Source organism: Burkholderia sp. AU6039 (assembly GCF_002223365.1).
Taxonomy (GTDB): domain Bacteria; phylum Pseudomonadota; class Gammaproteobacteria; order Burkholderiales; family Burkholderiaceae; genus Burkholderia.
Window position 1 is genome coordinate 1,768,105 of sequence record NZ_NKFK01000005.1, and the last position, 17,243, is coordinate 1,785,347.

General features: G+C 68.4%; 13 protein-coding genes. 8 read left to right on the forward strand and 5 right to left on the reverse strand.

The window, feature by feature from the left end:
- Position 1: 1 nt before the first annotated feature.
- Together CFB39_RS25590 and otsA are read left to right on the forward strand one after the other, a co-directional pair.
- Positions 2–1,621 carry a methyl-accepting chemotaxis protein gene (locus tag CFB39_RS25590; protein ID WP_089474931.1) on the forward strand — a complete coding sequence of 540 codons (1,620 nt, stop codon included), beginning with the start codon at positions 2–4 and terminating at the stop codon, positions 1,619–1,621.
- A gap of 670 nt (positions 1,622–2,291) precedes the next feature.
- On the forward strand, positions 2,292–3,698 hold the full coding sequence (gene otsA, locus CFB39_RS25600; RefSeq protein ID WP_089474933.1) for an alpha,alpha-trehalose-phosphate synthase (UDP-forming): 1,407 nt from the start codon (positions 2,292–2,294) through the stop codon (positions 3,696–3,698).
- 16 nt (positions 3,699–3,714) lie between these two features.
- On the opposite strand, the gene CFB39_RS25605 is transcribed toward otsA, so the two are convergent.
- Together CFB39_RS25605 and ftsH are read right to left on the reverse strand one after the other, a co-directional pair.
- The gene (locus CFB39_RS25605; protein WP_089474934.1) at positions 3,715–4,182 is read right to left on the reverse strand and encodes an OsmC family protein; all 468 of its coding nucleotides are present in this window, start codon (positions 4,180–4,182) and stop codon (positions 3,715–3,717) included.
- A gap of 83 nt (positions 4,183–4,265) precedes the next feature.
- Positions 4,266–6,242 carry an ATP-dependent zinc metalloprotease FtsH gene (ftsH, locus tag CFB39_RS25610; RefSeq protein WP_089475667.1) on the reverse strand — a complete coding sequence of 659 codons (1,977 nt, stop codon included), beginning with the start codon at positions 6,240–6,242 and terminating at the stop codon, positions 4,266–4,268.
- A 481-nt stretch (positions 6,243–6,723) separates the two neighbouring features.
- On the opposite strand from ftsH, the gene CFB39_RS25620 reads away from it, so the two are divergent.
- The gene (locus CFB39_RS25620; protein WP_089427422.1) at positions 6,724–8,388 is read left to right on the forward strand and encodes an acid phosphatase; all 1,665 of its coding nucleotides are present in this window, start codon (positions 6,724–6,726) and stop codon (positions 8,386–8,388) included.
- Positions 8,389–8,489: 101 nt separating this feature from the next.
- Here the strand turns inward: CFB39_RS25620 and CFB39_RS25625 are convergent, their stop codons facing one another.
- Entirely contained in the window at positions 8,490–9,986 is a 1,497-nt protein-coding gene (locus CFB39_RS25625) for an FAD-dependent oxidoreductase (protein WP_089474935.1), read from the reverse strand.
- A gap of 267 nt (positions 9,987–10,253) precedes the next feature.
- The gene (locus CFB39_RS25630; protein ID WP_089427420.1) at positions 10,254–10,463 is read right to left on the reverse strand and encodes a hypothetical protein; all 210 of its coding nucleotides are present in this window, start codon (positions 10,461–10,463) and stop codon (positions 10,254–10,256) included.
- A gap of 461 nt (positions 10,464–10,924) precedes the next feature.
- Here CFB39_RS25630 and CFB39_RS25635 point away from each other — a divergent pair, with 461 nt between their 5' ends.
- The 5 genes from CFB39_RS25635 to CFB39_RS25655 are packed head-to-tail and all read left to right on the forward strand — an operon-like array spanning position 10,925 to position 14,842.
- Entirely contained in the window at positions 10,925–11,341 is a 417-nt protein-coding gene (locus tag CFB39_RS25635) for a nuclear transport factor 2 family protein (RefSeq protein WP_089475668.1), read from the forward strand.
- 3 nt (positions 11,342–11,344) lie between these two features.
- Positions 11,345–12,202, forward strand: coding sequence for an SDR family NAD(P)-dependent oxidoreductase (locus CFB39_RS25640; RefSeq protein WP_089474936.1), 858 nt, complete (start codon positions 11,345–11,347; stop codon positions 12,200–12,202).
- 40 nt (positions 12,203–12,242) lie between these two features.
- Positions 12,243–13,001 carry an SDR family oxidoreductase gene (locus CFB39_RS25645; protein WP_089474937.1) on the forward strand — a complete coding sequence of 253 codons (759 nt, stop codon included), beginning with the start codon at positions 12,243–12,245 and terminating at the stop codon, positions 12,999–13,001.
- A gap of 37 nt (positions 13,002–13,038) precedes the next feature.
- Entirely contained in the window at positions 13,039–13,875 is an 837-nt protein-coding gene (locus CFB39_RS25650) for an SDR family NAD(P)-dependent oxidoreductase (protein ID WP_089474938.1), read from the forward strand.
- Positions 13,876–13,933: 58 nt separating this feature from the next.
- On the forward strand, positions 13,934–14,842 hold the full coding sequence (locus CFB39_RS25655) for an NAD(P)-dependent oxidoreductase (RefSeq protein ID WP_089474939.1): 909 nt from the start codon (positions 13,934–13,936) through the stop codon (positions 14,840–14,842).
- 97 nt (positions 14,843–14,939) lie between these two features.
- Here the strand turns inward: CFB39_RS25655 and CFB39_RS25660 are convergent, their stop codons facing one another.
- Positions 14,940–16,805: a phosphoenolpyruvate carboxykinase (GTP) gene (locus tag CFB39_RS25660; RefSeq protein WP_089474940.1), complete on the reverse strand. Its 1,866-nt coding sequence runs from the start codon at positions 16,803–16,805 to the stop codon at positions 14,940–14,942.
- Positions 16,806–17,243 lie beyond the last annotated feature (438 nt).

The following is a 17,243-nucleotide window of genomic DNA, read 5'->3' on the forward strand; positions in this document are numbered from 1 at the left end:
AATGAGCATCAAAACAAAACTCCTTGGCGGCTTCGGCCTGCTCGCCGCGGTCGTCGTGATCGTGTCGGGCATGGCACTCAAGGCGCTATCCGATACGAACGCCGAATTTTCCCGCTACATGAACGGCATCAATGCGCGGGCGACCGTTTCCGCGCAAATCCGCACCGCGGTCGACCGGCGCGCGATCGCCGCGCGCAACCTCGTGCTCGTGACCAAACCGTCCGACGTCGAGCTCGAACTGGCCGAGGTGAACCAGGCGCACAAGGACGTGCAGGATCACCTCGCGAAGCTCAAGGACCTGATGGCGAACGCGACGGACACCTCCGATCGCGCGCGCGAACTGGTGGCCGACATCGTGCGCATCGAAGGCAGCTACGGGCCCGTCGCCCTGCGCATCGTCGGGCTCGCGCAGGCCGGCAAGAAAGACGAGGCGACCGCCGACATCGACGGCAACTGCCGGCCACTGCTCGCGCAACTGGTGCGCGCAACCGATGCATACGCAACCTATACGCATGAACGCGAGCTCGCGATCGCGCAGCAATTCGCGGATCGCTATGCGATGGAACGCAACCTGCTGGCCGGCATCTGCCTGATCGCCGTCGCGGTCGCGGCATGCGGCGGCCTGTGGCTGACGCGCAAGATCACGGTGCCGATCGGCTCGGCCGTGGACGTCGCGCGCACGGTCGCGAACGGCGATCTCGGCAGCCGCATCAACGTGAGCGGCAACGACGAGACGCGCGATCTGCTCGACGCGCTGCGAACGATGAACGAGCGGCTGATCGGCATCGTCGGCCGCGTGCGCGATTCGTCGAACAGCATCGCGCATGCGGTCAGCGAGATCGCATCGGGCAACCTCGACCTGAGCCAGCGCACCGAGGAACAGGCCGCGTCGCTGCAGGAAACCGCCGCGACGATGGAGGAATTCACGTCGACGGTGCGCCTGAACGCGGAGAACGCGCAACAGGCCAGCTCGCTCGCCGCGAACGCGTCGGACGTCGCGCAACGCGGCAGCGCGGTGGTCGGCCGCGTGGTCGACACGATGACGGAGATCGGCCAAAGCTCGTCGAAGATCGCGGACATCACGGGCATCATCGAAGGCATCGCGTTCCAGACCAACATCCTTGCGCTGAACGCGGCCGTCGAAGCCGCGCGTGCGGGTGAACAGGGGCGCGGCTTCGCGGTGGTCGCAAGCGAGGTGCGCAGCCTCGCGCAACGTTCATCGACGGCGGCGAAGGAGATCAAGGAACTGATCTCAGCGTCGGTGCAGACGATCCGCGACGGTTCCGAACTCGCGGGCGAAGCCGGCAAGACGATGTCGGACGTCACGCAGGCCGTCGCGCGCGTGACGGACATCATGGGCGAGATCGCGGCCGCGTCGGCCGAGCAGAGCCGCGGCATCGACCAGGTGAACCTGACGATCACGCAGATGGACGAGACGACCCAGCAGAACGCGGCGCTCGTCGAGCAGGCCGCTGCCGCATCGAAGTCGCTCGAGGCGCAAGGCCGCGAGCTGTCCGAAACGGTTGCCGCGTTCCGGATGCCGTCCGGTACGCACGTGGCGTCGCTGGGCGAGTACGCGCAAGCGCCCGCCGTGCATCACTGGCAACCGGCCACTGCGTAACCTCGGAACCGCGCAACCGCGTAACCGATACCGCAAGGAGACGACGATGCGCCCGCTGTTGCGCCGATCCGCCTGCGTCACGCTTGCGCGCACCGCGCGATGTGCGGCCGCACGCGGCACGCGGTGCAGCTGCGTATCGTCGCCATCCGGCGCGGCCGGTTCGCCTGCACGACGTCGCGCTGCGCCGATTCGCGTCGCGCGTGCGCGGCACGCCTACGCGTCGCTCGGTGCCGCTCGCACGACGTCGCAGCCGCGGCATCGCCGGTTGCTTCCACCGACCGGCGCGGACCGCGTACGCACGTCATGAAATGCACATCGTCACGCTCGATCGCGCGTGACGTGCGCGCTTGCGCATCACGCGGCGCACGCTGAATCGGCAGCACTGCGCAAGTTTTGATCCCGCCCATGTCTCTCACGTTGCCACACCGGCGACATGGAGATCACGCTGCATTCGCCCGCGCGTCGCTCGCCGATGCAGACTTTTAAAACAGCCGAATGACGAGTATGCTTAAAAAAGCACTCCGCGTTCGGACGGCGAATCGCGTGCCCTGACTCCCGTCCGATCGCATTGCGGCCCCATCGCCCTGCGCGCACCGCGCGTCGATGGCGGCGTCTGCTTCTCGCGCCACGGCCGCACGAACCTTTCCCTCAACAATCGTCAGGAGAGCTGGTGAGCCGACTCGTCGTCGTATCCAATCGCATTGCAGATCCCCGTAAAGCCGCGGCCGGCGGGCTCGCCGTCGCCGTGAAGGACAGCCTGCAGGAATCCGGCGGCGTATGGTTCGGCTGGAGCGGGAGGCTACGCGGCGACGGTGACCAGCCCGCGCACGGCGACGAGGTGCAGATCCAGAACGTCGGCGGCATCCAGCTCGCGACGATCGATCTCGATCCGCAGGATTACGACGCGTACTACCTCGGTTATTCGAACAACGTGCTGTGGCCGGTATTTCACTACCGGCTCGACCTCGCGCAGTTCGACCGCCGCTTCGCCGACGGCTACCGGCGCGTGAACCAGCTGTTCGCGCGCAAGCTGCGCACGCTGCTGCGCCCCGACGACACCATCTGGGTCCACGACTACCAGCTGATTCCGCTCGCCGCCGAGTTGCGCGCGATGGGCTGCACGAACCCGATCGGCTTCTTCCTGCACATTCCGATGCCGCCGCCGCCGATCATGGCCGCGATCCCGGAACACGAATGGCTGATGCGTTCGCTGTTCGCCTACGATCTCGTCGGCTTCCAGACCGAGTCGGATCTGCTTCACTTCGAGCATTACGTCGAAGCGGAAGCCGGCGCCGCGCGGCTGCCCGACGGCCGCCTGCGCGCGTTCGGCCGCACGCTGTCGGCCGGCGCATTCCCGATCGGCATCAACGTCGACGAGTTTGAATCGCTCGCGCGCGATCGCGATGGCCTCGACATGTTCGAGCGGATGCGCGATGAATACTCGCGCCGCCAGTTGCTGGTCGGCGTCGACCGCCTCGACTACACGAAGGGGCTGCCGCAGCGCGTGAATGCATTCCGCCAGTTGCTCGAGCAATATCCGGAGAACCGCAACCGCGCGACGCTGATCCAGATCGCGGCGCCGAGCCGCGAGGATCTCGGCGCGTACGACGACCTGCGGCGCGAGATGGACAGCCTGTGCGGCGCGATCAACGGCGACTACGGCGAACTCGAATGGATGCCGATGCGCTACATTCACCGCACCGTCGCGCGCAAGCGCTTGCCGGGCCTCTACCGCGCGAGCCGCGTCGCGCTCGTCACGCCGCTGCGCGACGGGATGAACCTCGTCGCGAAGGAATTTCTCGCCGCGCAGGATGCCGCCGATCCGGGCGTGCTCGTGCTGTCGCGTTTCGCCGGCGCGGCCGAGCAGTTGAAGTCGGCACTGCTCGTCAATCCGTACGACACGCAAGGCACCGCGCAGGCGATCCAGCGCGCGCTCACGATGCCGCTCGAAGAACGCCGCCAGCGCCACGCGGCGCTGATGGCGATCGTGCGCAAGACCGACGTGCACTGGTGGCGCACGCGCTTTCTCAACGCGCTCGCCGAGGCCGCCGAAGTCGCGGCCGCGACCGAATCCTGACCGACCTGACGCGCGCTCACGCGTCCGTCGTCGCGCGTTCGAGCGCCGCGCCGTTCACGTCGCACAGGTCGACCGACACCGGAATGCCTTCACGCAGGCTCTCCGTCAGTACGCAATACGCATCGAACTGATCGAGCACACGCGTCGCGGCTGCGAGATCGGCCCACGTCTTGCCGATCGACAGCCGTACCGACATCGCGCCCACACGCACCCTGCCTGCTTCGTTCTGCACCATGTCGACGTCGATGTGCGCGGCAATCGGCTGCGGATCGACATGCTGCTTTTCCAGCGCGAACAGCAGGCTCGCCGCGAGACAGGTCGCGACCGCCGCGGCCAATAGCCGGATCGGGTTCGGCCCGCGCCCGTCGCCGAGCGGCGGCGGTTCGTCGGTGAGCACCGGCGCCAGCGTCGTGCCGGCAAATACCACTTCGAAACAGAAACGCGCCTGCTGCGCGACATCGACCGATACGTGCGCCTCGCTCATGGCGACTCCGTGGAGATCAACGGGGAAAGGAATGACGGCACGCAGTCGCTTCGACGCGCGCCGCTCGCCGGTTCATGGCATCTTCAGCGCTCGGGTTCGCGTGGCGGCCCGTACGCGACGAAATCGCGCTCGACCGCGGACGCGTGCTCCGTTTCGATCGCGCCGCCGCGTGCGCCGGCTGCGTCGTCCGGCGCCGGCGTCGTGGCGGCCGGCGGTTCGGCGCGCCCGTCGATCAGCGCCTGCAGCGCATCACGTTCGAGCACTTCGCATTGCAGCAGCCGGCGCGCGATGCGTTCGAGCGCATCGCGACGTTCGCCGAGCGTGGCCGCGACGCGCGCATGCGCGTCGGTCAGCAGCGTATGCACCTCGTCGTCGATCATCCGCGCGGTGTGCTCGCTGCAGCGGCCGTCGCCCGCATGCCATACGCCCGGCATGCCGGTACGTGTGTCGCCGTCATCGAAAGTCACGAGCCCGATCTTCTCGCTCATCCCGTACTGCATGACCATGTGGCGCGCCATCGCGGTCGCGCGCTCGAGATCGTTCTGCGCGCCCGTCGACACGTCGCCGAACACGAGTTCCTCGGCAGCGCGGCCGCCGAGCAGCGCATCGATCCGGTCGAGCAGCTCGCTTCGGCGCAATACGTAGCGATCCTCGGTCGGTACCTGCTGCGTGTAGCCGAGCGCCGCGACACCGCGCGGAATGATCGACACTTTCTTCACCGGATCGCAATGCGTGCGGCTTTCCGCGACGAGCGCGTGTCCGGCCTCGTGATACGCGATAGTCAGCTTCTCTTGCGCGTTCATCACGCGGCTCTTGCGCTCGAGGCCCGTCAACGCGCGGTCGATCGCCTCGTCGAAATCGGCCATGCCGATTGCCTGCTTGCCGAGTTCGGCCGCATGCAGCGCGGCCTCGTTGACGACGTTCGCGAGATCCGCGCCGACGAAGCCCGGCGTGCGCGATGCTAGCTCGCCGAGATCGACGTCGGCCGCGAGCTTCACGCGCTTCACGTGCACGCCGAGGATCTGCCTTCGGCCATTCACGTCGGGCCGGTCGATCGCGATGTGACGATCGAAGCGGCCCGGCCGCAGCAGCGCGGGATCGAGGATCTCGGGCCGGTTCGTCGCGGCCATGATGATCACGCCGGAGCCGGCCTGGAAGCCGTCCATCTCGACGAGCAACTGATTGAGCGTCTGCTCGCGTTCGTCGTTGCCCGACATCGGGCCGACGCCGCGCACCTTGCCGAGCGCATCGAGCTCGTCGACGAACACGATGCACGGCGCCTTCTGTTGCGCCTGCTCGAACAGGTCGCGCACGCGCGCCGCGCCCACGCCGACGAACATCTCGACGAACGCCGAGCCGCTGATCGAGAAGAACGGCACGGCCGCCTCGCCGGCCACCGCGCGCGCAAGCAGCGTCTTGCCGGTGCCCGGCGCGCCGACCACCAGCACGCCCTTCGGGATCTTGCCGCCGAGCCGCTGGTAGCGGTCGGGGTTACGCAGGAATGCGACGAGCTGCTGCAGCTCGGCCTTCGCTTCGTCGATGCCCGCGATATCGTCGAACGTGATGCCGGTTTCCTGCTGCACGTACACCCGCGCCCGGCTCTTGCCCATCCCGGTGAAATCCTGCAGCCCGCCGCGCCTGCGCAGCATCATGTTCCAGATGAACACGAACAGCACGAGCGGCAGCAGCCACGACGCAAGCGATGCGACCCAACTCGTGTCGGGCGCACCGTGATAGCGGATGCCGGCGGCGGTCAGCGTGTCGGTCAGGTGCTCGTCGGTCACGCGGTTGGTCGTGAAGCGCCACGGCGCGCCGGCCTGTCGCACGGCCGCGGCTTCGGATGCCGGCAGCATCGTGCCGGCCTGCGGCATCTTCAGCGTGCCCGAGATCGATACGGGGCCGACTTCGAGATCGTCGACGAGCCGGGCGGCGACGAGCTGATGGAAATCGCTGTACGCGATCGGCGCCGACGTCGGGCGCAGCATTAGCAACTGCGCGGCGAATAGCACGAAGAAGCCCGCCGCGATCAGCAATCCCGGGTAGTCGAATTTCCTGTCCATGGCGTCGGGCCGGACGTGCGCGCTACGCTTGCGTTGCGCGGCACGGCGGACGGGTGCGGGCACGCGCGCAACCGGCGCGCGCCATCGGCGGCCATGCGGAAGCGGCATTCATGCGCGCCATCGTCGCCTCGCTTCATCGCCTCGTTCGTCGCATCAATGGCTCCGCGGCGACGCCATCGGCCGGCGCCGCCGCGCAATCCTCGCCCGGGCGGCACGCTTGCGACGCGCCGCCCCTGAATCCAGTCTAGTTCGCGCGCGGGCGTCGCGCATGGCCCGGGACGCGCGTCGAATCGTCCGACAAACACCTTTCATCCCCCCCGTTGCCGCGTTATAGTCGCGTTCGTGACATTTTTGTGACAGGCGGATCGCGCCAGCCCATCCGTAACCGGGGCCGTTGCTTTCCATCCCGCGGCGCGGCAGCCTGTTCGATGCCGCCGCGCATCACGCCCCCGTCCACCCGCCCATTCGAGGAACCCACGACGTGAACGACACCCCCGATCGCCCCGACGACCTTCCCGCCGATCCCGACCGCCGCCGCGTGCTCGGCGGCCTCGCCGCGCTCGGTGCGGGTGTCGCGCTCAGCGGCTGTGAAACCACGGCGGGCAGCGCGCCGCGTTCGGCCGCCGACCTGCGCATCGACGAAGCGTTGCGCCAGCGCGTGCGCCACATCGTCGTGATCTATGCGGAAAACCGCAGCTTCGCGAACCTGTACGGCGATTTCCCCGGCGTGCGCCATCCGCTGAGCGAGGTGCGCCCCGAGCACGCGCAGCAGCTCGATCGCGACGGCAAGACGCCGCTGCCCGTGCTGCCGAAGATCTGGGGCGGGCTCGTGCCGCAGGCGCAGGAAGTGGACGGCAAGCGCTACGCGATCGCCGAGCGCGACATCGACAAGCTGCCGAACGCGCCGTTCCTGATCAAGGATGCACAGGGCAACGCGCTGCCGAACGGTGTGATCACGCGCGACCTGTGGCACCGCTTCTACCAGAACCAGATGCAGATCGCGGCCGGCCGCAACAACCAGTTCGCCGCATGGGCCGATTCGGGCGGCCTCGTGATGGGCCACTATCGCAATTCGGCCGACACGCTGCGGCTGTGGAATCTCGCGCGCCAATACACGCTGTGCGACAACTTCTTCATGGCGGCATTCGGCGGGTCGTGGATGAACCACATGTTCCTGATCTCCGCGCAGCCGCCGCTGTATCCGGACGCGCACAAGCATCCGCATGCGGCGAAACTGCTGTCGAAGGTCGAAGGCGACGATCCGACCGGTACGCGCCTGAAGCTCGCCGACAATTCGCCGGCGTCCGCGCTCGACGGCCCGCCGAAGTTCGTGGCCGACGGCCCGCTGACGCCGGACGGCTACGGCGTGAACACGATGGCCCCGCCGTACCAGCCGAGCTACGTGCCGCCGCCCGATCCGGGCAACGCCGCGTATGCGGATCCGGCCGACCATCGCGTGATGCCGCCGCAGGGCTATGCGACGATCGGCGATCGCCTGTCGGAAAAGAACATCGACTGGGCGTGGTACAGCGGCGCATGGCAGTACGCGCTCGAGCATCGCGACACGGGCACCGTGCCCGATTTCCAGTACCACCACCAGCCGTTCAACTATTTCGTGAATTACGCGCCGGGCACCGACGCGCGCCGCAAGCACCTGCGCGACGCGGGGCTCGGCGACGAGCCGTCGACCAACCACTTCATCGCCGACATCGACGCGGGCCGCCTGCCGGCCGTCACGTTCTACAAGCCGCAGGGCAACCTGAACATGCACGCGGGCTACGCGGACATCGAATCGGGCGACCGTCACATCGCGACCGTGATCGACCATATCCGGCGCGGGCCGCAATGGGACCACACCGTGATCGTGATGACGCACGACGAGAACGGCGGCTGGTGGGATCACGTCGCGCCGCCGGAAGGCGACCGCTGGGGCCCGGGTTCGCGGATTCCGGCGCTCGTGATCTCGCCGTTCGCGAAGAAGGGCTTCGTCGATCACACGCTGTACGACACGAACTCGATCCTGCGCTTCATCAGCCGCGTGCACGGGCTCGCGCCGCTCGACGGCGTGGTTGCACGCAACAAGGCGTTCGCCGCGCGCGGCGCGACGCCGCCGGGTGATCTGACGAATGCGCTCGATCTGGGCTAAGCGCCGACTGGCCTGACTGGTTGGCCGCCTGGTTGCTTGAAACGACTACGCCCCGGGCGATGTGATTGCCCGGGGCGTCGTTCATTTCGCGCCTGAAAACGCTAAGCGGCGCGGCGCACTGCGTCGCACCCCGCTTGCGCGGCGTGACGCCCGGCCTGCCGGCCGAAGAACGTCGCATCAGCCAGCGACAGCCCCGAGCTGTACCCGGCGCCCCAGCGCGGCAGCCCGCAGGTCGTGCGGCCCGCCGCATAGAGCCCCGGCACCGGCATGCGTGTTGCATCGACCACCTGCCCGGTCGGCAGCGTATCGAGCCCGCCGAGCGTGAAGTGCGGGTAGAACGCATAGTCGATCCGGCAATCGAGCGCGACGAACGGCGGCTCGATCAGCGGCTGCAGCCACTTCCTCGCCTTGTGGAACAGCGGATCGGTGCCGTCGGCCGCATGGCGGTTGTAGACGTCGACGGTCGCCGTCAGCGTGCCGGCCGGCATCTGCAGGTCGCGTTCGACTTCCCCCCACGTTTCGCCGGCCGCCGCGATGCCGATTCGCGCGATCGCGGGCGGCTCCTGGTAGGTGGCCTGGTCGACGAGCAGGTAGATCCGGTCGTCGGCCTGATGGAACGCGTGATGGCCCGTGCGGCCGTGATAGCCGTCCTCGTTGATGAAACGCTGGCCGCGCGCGTTCACGAAAATCCCCTTGATCAGCGATTCGGGCGCGTAGAACGGCAGGCTGACGAAGCCTTGATCCATGTGAATCGCCGCGCCGCCCGCGCTCTGGCCGAGCAGGATGCCCGAGCCGTCATCGCCGGGGCTGCCGATCGGCTCGTCCGAGCGCAGGAACTGCGGCGCATGCCGGCGCACCATCTCGCGGTTCATCGCGAAGCCGCCCGCGCACAGGATCACCGCGCGACGCGCCCGTACGAATGCCGTCTCGCCGTAGGCGCGCAGCACGACGCCGCACACCGCGCCGCCGTCGTCGACGATCAATGCGAGCGCGCGCGTGTCGTAGCGCGTCGCGACGCCAAGCGCCGCCACGCGTTCGGCCAGCACGCGCATCAGCATCTGTCCGCCGCCCCAGCCCGGCCATTGCGGCGTGTGCCCGCGCGGGCACGGCTTCGCGGCCTCGCTGAACGGCCAGGCTTCCTCGCTGCCCGACCAGATCAGGCAATCGTCGGTTTCCGGTTCGACGATCCGCTCGGCGATGAACGTGTTCTTGTACGTGAGGCCCTGCGCGACGAGCCAGTCGTGGTGCGCCAGGCTGTCGTTCGCGTAGAGGCGCACTTTCGCCTCGTCGGCGTCGCGGCCGCCGGCCAGCATCAGGTAGCGGTACAGATCCTCGGTGTCGTCGGTAAAGCCGGCCTGCCGTTGCGCGGGTGTGCCGCCGCTGCCGCCGAGGTAGATCTCGCCGCCCGACAGCGCGCTCGTGCCGCCGTAGCTGGACGCGCGCTCCACGATCAGCGTGTCGGCGCCGGCGCTCGCGGCTTCGATCGCCGCGCAGGCGCCGGCCGCGCCGAAGCCGACGATCACGACATCGTGTTCGGCGTCCCAGCGATGCACGTCGCGGGTGTTCAGGGGGTGAGTCAGGGAATAGTCGGATGACATGAGGAATGGGTCAGCGTTTGGGGAAATCTGCGGAAAGCGATGGATGTGGCAAGGGACTGACGCGGACGTTGCCGCGGGCCCCGTTGCCGAGGCGGACGTACGACGGGTGCGCGTGCAACGCTCACGTCCGTCTCTCGTCCGGTTGAAGTCGAATCGCGTGAAGCGGGATCGGCGCGCGGCGACTCCACCGTTGCCGTAGCGAATCGCATCCATGCGCCATCGCGCCGCCACCGCTTCCGCGCCGCGCGGCGCGCGGCCGCGCCGGTATCACATGCCGCGCATCGCGGCAAAACCGAAGTGCGACGGATCGATCGGCACGCAACCGGTCGGCAGGCCGTTCGCGTCGACCGAACGGCATTGCAGGATGCCGGCCGCATACGGCGGCGACGGGACCTGATCGGCGCCGTATCGCGCCATCGCCATGGCAGCGAACGTCCCTATCGCCAATACGCACAGCTTGCGAGTCGTCAGTCTCATGATCGTCGTCCCCTCCGGTTGTCCGCTGGTGCGGTTCGTGTCCGGCGTGCATCACATGCGGCACCGGATGACTGCACGGTAGCCAGCGCCCGGCCGCCGGCCATCGTCCATTTCGACTAGGGGCAAACGCTGAGCGGACGATGCGCTGCCTGACGCATCGCAACATCGCGCGCCGCGGCTTCGCCCACGCGGAGGAAACGCGGCACGTCCCGCGCCTGTCGCAGCCGGCCGCACGAATCGTCAGACGCATCTCGCACACCGGTCGCCGCACCGCACCATCCCTGCGCCCTCACGTGACTCGCGGCGGCCTGCCCCGGTGTTTTCCCCGACCCGCGCCCTGCTCCGTATGGATGATGAATCCCGGCCTGCGCGATGCGAACCTGCGCGTCGACGTCGCAATGCCGCCGCGTCGGCCTGCCTTGCGCGGCCGACGCGTTCCGTTCTTCCACGGGAGCCCACGCATGACCGATTCCAATCCCCGCCACGCGCTGTACGAACTGGCGTGCCGCTACGCGCAAGCCGTCGACCGGCGCGACTGGCCACGACTCACCGCACTCTTCACCCACGATGCCACCCTGGCCGGCCCCGGCTTCCGCTTCGACGACCGCGACGCGATCGTCACGGGCATGCGCGTGATCGAGCGCTACGAAGCGACCCAGCATCACGTGCACAACCAGCTCGTCACGCTCGACGGCGGCGAGGCCGACGTCGAAACCTACGGCGTCGCCTGCCACGTCTACGTGCGCGACGGCGTGAAGCGCAAGCTCGACTGGGGGCTGCGCTATCGCGATCGTTGCGTGTTCGACGGCGGCACGTGGCGCTTCGCCGCGCGCACGCTGCACGTCGACTGGGCCCAAGACCTGCCGCTGGAGGGCTGAACGATGCGCACCTCCGCTCCCCTCGACGGCCGCACTGCACTCGTGACGGGCGGCGCCGGCGGCATCGGCGCGGCGTGCGCGCACGCGCTCGTCGTCGACGGCGCGGCCGTCGTGCTGATGGGCCGCCGCCGCGACGCGCTCGAACGCACGCAGCGGCAACTGACCGACGCCGTGCCCGGCAGCCGCGTCGCGATCCATGCGGGCGACGCCTGTGACGAAGGCGACCTGCAGGCCGCGCTCGACTGCGCGTGGGCGCTCGACCATCGCCTCGACATCGTCGTGCCGACGGTCGGCGGGGCGGGCTTCCGGCCGCTGCTGCTGCACGACGCCGACACGTTCCGCGCCGAAATCGACCTGAACCTGCACAGCGCATTCGCCGCGATCCGTCATGCCGCGCCGCGGCTCGCCGACAGCGGCGGCGGCGCGATCGTCTGCATTTCGTCGACGGCCGCGCAGATCAATTTCCGCTGGCTGTCCGCGTACTGCACCGCGAAAGCCGCGCTCGAAGCGCTCGTGCGCGGCGCGGCCGAGGAGCTGGCCGGCGCGAGGATCCGCGTGAACGCGGTGCGCCCGGGCCTCACGCGCTCGGAAGCCACCGCGCCGATGTTCGACAACCGCGCGCTCGTCGACAGCTTTCTCGAACAGATCCCGCTCGGCACGCTCGGCGAACCCGAAGCGATCGCGCATGCGGTGCGCTATCTCGCCGGCCCCGAGTCGGGCTGGGTGACCGGCCAGAGCTTCGCGGTCGACGGCGGCCATGAGCTGCGCACCAACCCGCGCGTCGACGACACGATCGCGCGGATCTACGGCACGGCCGCGCTCGACGCGATCAAGGCCGGCCGCGTGCCGGGCACCGCATGAGCGCGCGCCTTCTTTCAACGTCAAAGGAATCCGACCGACCATGAATCGAGTCGCAAACAAGGTCGCGCTGATCACCGGCGCGGCAAGCGGCGTCGGCCGCGCGGATGCGCTGCTGCTCGCCGCGGAAGGCGCGCGTGTCGTGCTGACCGACATCGACGAGGACGCGGGCCGTGCGCTCGCTCGCGAGATCGGCGACGCGGCGCTGTTCGTCCGCCACGACATCGCCGACGAAGCCGGTTGGCAGCACGCGATCGCATCGACGCTCGACCGCTTCGGCCGCCTCGACGTGCTCGTCAACAACGCGGCGATCTGCCCGGTCGGTTCGATCGAGGACACGAGCCTCGACACGTGGCGGCGCGTGATGCGTACCAACGCCGATGGGTATTTCCTCGGCTGCCAATATGCGATCGGCGCGATGAAGGGCAACGACACGCCGGGCTCGATCGTGATGATGTCGTCGGTCGCCGCGCTCGGCGGGCTGCCGATGATGTGCGCGTACACCGGGTCGAAAGGCGCGGTGACGGCGCTCGCGCGCAGCGTCGCCGTGCACTGCAAGCGCAGCGGCTACCGGATCCGCTGCAACTCGATCCATCCGGACGGGATCTGGACGCCGATGACGCAGGCGCTGATGCCCGATCTCGAACCGGCCGCGCTCGGCATCGGCAGCGATCCGATGGCGCGCATGTGCGACCCGCAGGACGTCGCGAATCTCGTGCTGTTCCTCGCGTCCGACGAATCGCGTTTCGTGAACGGTGCGGAGCTGCGGATCGACAACGCGCAACTGGTGTCGTCGCTGTGACGCGGCTCACTGCTGTCCCGTTCAAAGGAGTCCATCGATGATTTCATTCACCGGCAAGACCGTGCTGGTCACCGGCGGCGGCGCGGGCATCGGCCGTGCGTGCGCGGAAGCGTTCGGCGCGGCCGGCGCGCGCGTCGCGGTAGCCGAGATCGACCCGGCCCGCGCGCACGACGTGCGCCAGGCACTCGAAGCGGCGGGCGTCGATGCGCTCGTCGGCACCGTGGACGTCACGCGTCGCGACGAGGTCGATGCATTCGCGCGCACCGTCGACGCACGCTTCGGCGGCCTCGACGTACTCGTCAACAATGTCGGCGATTTCCTGCAGATCGCGAAACCGTTCGACGACTGCACCGACGACGACATCGCACGGCTGTTCGACGTGAACCTGCGCCAGGTCTTCATCGTCACGCGCGCGATGCTGCCGTTGCTGCGCAAGCGCGGCGCGGGCAGCAGCATCGTCGGCGTGTCGTCGATCGAAGGCTTTCGCGCGATTCCGAACTGCACCTTGTACGCGTCGTTCAAGGCCGCGCTGACCGGCTTCACGAAGAGCCTTGCTCTCGAACTCGGGCCGGCCGGCATTCGTGTGAACCAGATCGCCCCCGAAACCACCGAGACGCCGCAGGTGCCCGTCAGCGCGATGGTCGCGGCCGAGCATCACGGGCACATCCCGCGCTGGATCCCGCTCGGGCGCTTCGGCGCGGCCGGCGATATCGCGGGCGCCGCGCTGTTCCTCGCGAGCCCGCTCGCTGCCTGGATCACCGGCACGACGCTGCATGTCGACGGCGGCGCGCTCGCGGCGGCGGGCTGGTATCGCGACCCGAACGGCTTCTGGACCAACCTGCCCGTCGTCACGGGCAACGGCTTCAATTTCTGAGCGGCACCGCTCGCCTGTTCATTTCACGCGGCGCAATTGCACCGCTTTCGGAGACATCATGAAGATCCTGATCGTCGGCGGCACCGGCCTCATCGGCGGCCATGCCGCGCTGCACCTGCACGCGCAGGGCAACCCCGTCACGCTCGCCGCGCGCAAGCCGCCCGCACCCGGCAGCGCGCTCGCGCGGTTCGACGTGCTGCTGCGCGACTACGTGGCCGGCAACTTCACGCGCGACGACCTCGCACCGTTCGACGCGGTGGTGTTCGCGGCCGGCAACGACATCCGCCACCTGCCGCCCGGCACCGACGAAGCCGCGCACTGGGAACGCGCGAACGTCGATGCGGTGCCGCGCTTCTTCGCGCTGGCGCGCGAGGCAGGCGTGAAGCGTGCGGTGCTGGTCGGCAGCTTCTATCCGCAGGTCGCGCCGGCACTCGTCGACACGGTGCCGTACGTACGCTCGCGCCATCTCGCCGACGAACGCGTGCGTGCGCTCGCGACGCCGTCGTTCGCCGTGTGCAGTGTCAACGCGCCGTTCGTCGTCGGGTCGGTGCCGGGGCTGCGCAACGAGATGTTCGCGGCGTACACCGGCTACGCGCAGGGCCAGTTCGCGGGGCTGCCCGTGTTCGGGCCGGCCGGCGGCAGCAACTTCATCTCGACGCAATCGCTGTCGGAAGCGATCTGGGGGGCGTTGCAGCGCGGCGAAGCGGGCAAGGCCTACCTCGTCGGCGACGAGAATCTCAGCTTCGCCGATTACTTCGCGGCCTTCTTCCGCGCGGCCGGCAATCCGCAGGACGTGCCGTCGCTCGACCAGGAGCATCCGCTGCTGCCCGACATGGCGATCTACACGGGGCGCGGCAACGTCGTGTCGTACGAGCCCGATCCGGCCGACAGCGCGCTGCTGCGCTACCGGCGCGGCGACGTGCAGCGCGCGGTGGACGAGGTCGTCGCGCATTGCCGCGCGCGGTAAGCGAACGGCGCGTGTGCGGGGCCGATGCAAAAACGTCCCGCCGCCGGCGATGCATGCCGGCGGCGGGACGTCAGGATGACTATGCGAATGCGAACCGTCAGGCGCCGATGCGCTGCTCGATCTTCTTCATCGTGTCCGTCATTTCGGCCGGCAGGCGCAGCTTCAGCATATCGAACAGCGCCGCGTGCAGCTTCAACTCCTCGCGCCATTCATCGGCGTTCATCGACGTCACCGCATCGAACTGATCGCGCGTGAAATCGAGGCCGTCCCAGTGCAGGTCCTCATACGCGGGTGACACGCCGAACGCATGCTCGCCGCCGCCACCGGTGCCTTCGAGACGATCCAGCATCCACTTCAGCACGCGCATGTTCTCGCCGAAGCCCGGCCACACGAACTTGCCGTTCGCATCCTTGCGGAACCAGTTCACGCAGTAGATTTTCGGCAGTTTCGCGCCCGCGCCTTCGAGCTGCTTGCCGAGCTTGAGCCAGTGCGCGAAATAATCGCTGACGTTGTAGCCGCAGAACGGCAGCATCGCGAACGGATCGCGACGCACGATGCCCTGCTGGCCGACCGCCGCGGCGGTAGTTTCCGAGCCCATCGTCGCGGCCATGTACACGCCTTCGACCCAGTCGCGCGCCTCGGTCACCAGCGGCACGGTCGTCGAACGGCGACCGCCGAAGATGAATGCATCGATCGGCACGCCGGCCGGGTTCTCCCAGTCGCCGTCGATCGACGGACACTGCGCGGCCGGCGCCGTGAAGCGCGAATTCGGATGCGCGGCCTTGCGGCCCGTCTCCTTGCCGATCTCCGGCGTCCACGGGTTGCCCTGCCAGTCGGTCAGCTTCGCGGGCGGGGTGTCGGTCAGCCCTTCCCACCACACGTCACCGTCTTCCGTCAGCGCGACGTTCGTGAAGATCACGTTCTCGGTGAGCGTCGAGATCGCGTTCGGGTTGGTCTTCACGCCGGTGCCCGGCGCGACGCCGAAGAAGCCTGCTTCCGGGTTGATCGCATACAACCGGCCATCGCGGCCGGGCTTCAGCCACGCGATGTCGTCGCCGATCGTCGTGACCTTCCAGCCTTTGAAGCCCTGCGGCGGAATCAGCATCGCGAAGTTGGTCTTGCCGCACGCGGACGGGAACGCCGCCGCGACGTGATACTTCTTGCCGGCCGGCGACGTCACGCCGAGGATCAGCATGTGTTCGGCGAGCCAGCCCTGGTCGCGGCCCATCGTCGACGCGATACGCAGCGCGAAACACTTCTTGCCGAGCAGCGCGTTGCCGCCGTAGCCCGAACCGAAGCTCCAGATCTCGCGCGTTTCGGGGAAATGCACGATGTACTTGACCGGGTTGCACGGCCACGGCACATCCTGCTGGCCGGCTTCGAGCGGATGGCCGACGCTGTGCACGCACGGCACGAACTCGCCGTCCTCGCCCAGCACGTCGTACACCTCACGACCCATGCGCGTCATGATCCGCATGTTCACGACGACATACGGGCTGTCGGACAGTTCGACGCCGACGTGCGCGATCGGCGAGCCGAGCGGGCCCATCGAAAACGGCACGACGTAAAGCGTGCGGCCGCGCATCGAGCCGCGGAACAGGCCGTTGAGCGTCTCGCGCATTTCGGCGGGTTCGATCCAGTGGTTGGTCGGGCCGACGTCGTCGCGCGAGGCCGCGCAGATGAACGTGCGATCCTCGACGCGCGCGACGTCGGACGGGTCGGATTGCGCGAGATACGAGTTCGGGCGCTTCGCCGGGTTCAGGCGCGTGAGCGTGCCCTGGTTGACCATCGCCTGGCACAGCGCGTCGTTTTCTTCCTGCGAACCGTCACACCACACGACGCGCTCGGGCTCCGTCAGCGCCGCGATACGCGACACCCAGTCGATCAGCTTGCGATGTTTGACGAAAGCCGGCGGAGCGATCAGCGGGCCGTGTGTTGCTTCGGCCAAAGTGTTTTGCGACATGAGGATGTCTCCAGATTATTGGGCGAGGATGGGGGTTGCGGGGCGAGCCCGCGAGATGGGGGATGCGATTGGAGCGCAGGGTGCGGCGGCGCGCAGGACGGGACGCGCGAGCGGAGCGCGCGTCGATGCCGCGATGCGTGCGAGAGAAGGTGATGTCTCTTTAGTAATTGCGAACGCGAGTTTCGCCATACAAGCAACCTGCCGTACAACTCCATGACGGCCAGCATACCATCGTCGTTATTCGGCAAACGTTGCGTTGCAACAAGAAACAACTATGTCGGCGCGCCGGCACGCCGGTTGCATGTGCGTGCTTTTTACAGCGTCATGGCGCGCGCTTTGGGGACGAAACGGCCAGGACGGCCGTCCGGCAAGGGTTTCGCGGAAGCGGCAAATTTGGCGCGCCGCGCCCGCGTGAGGCCCACGCGAGCGCGGGTCGGA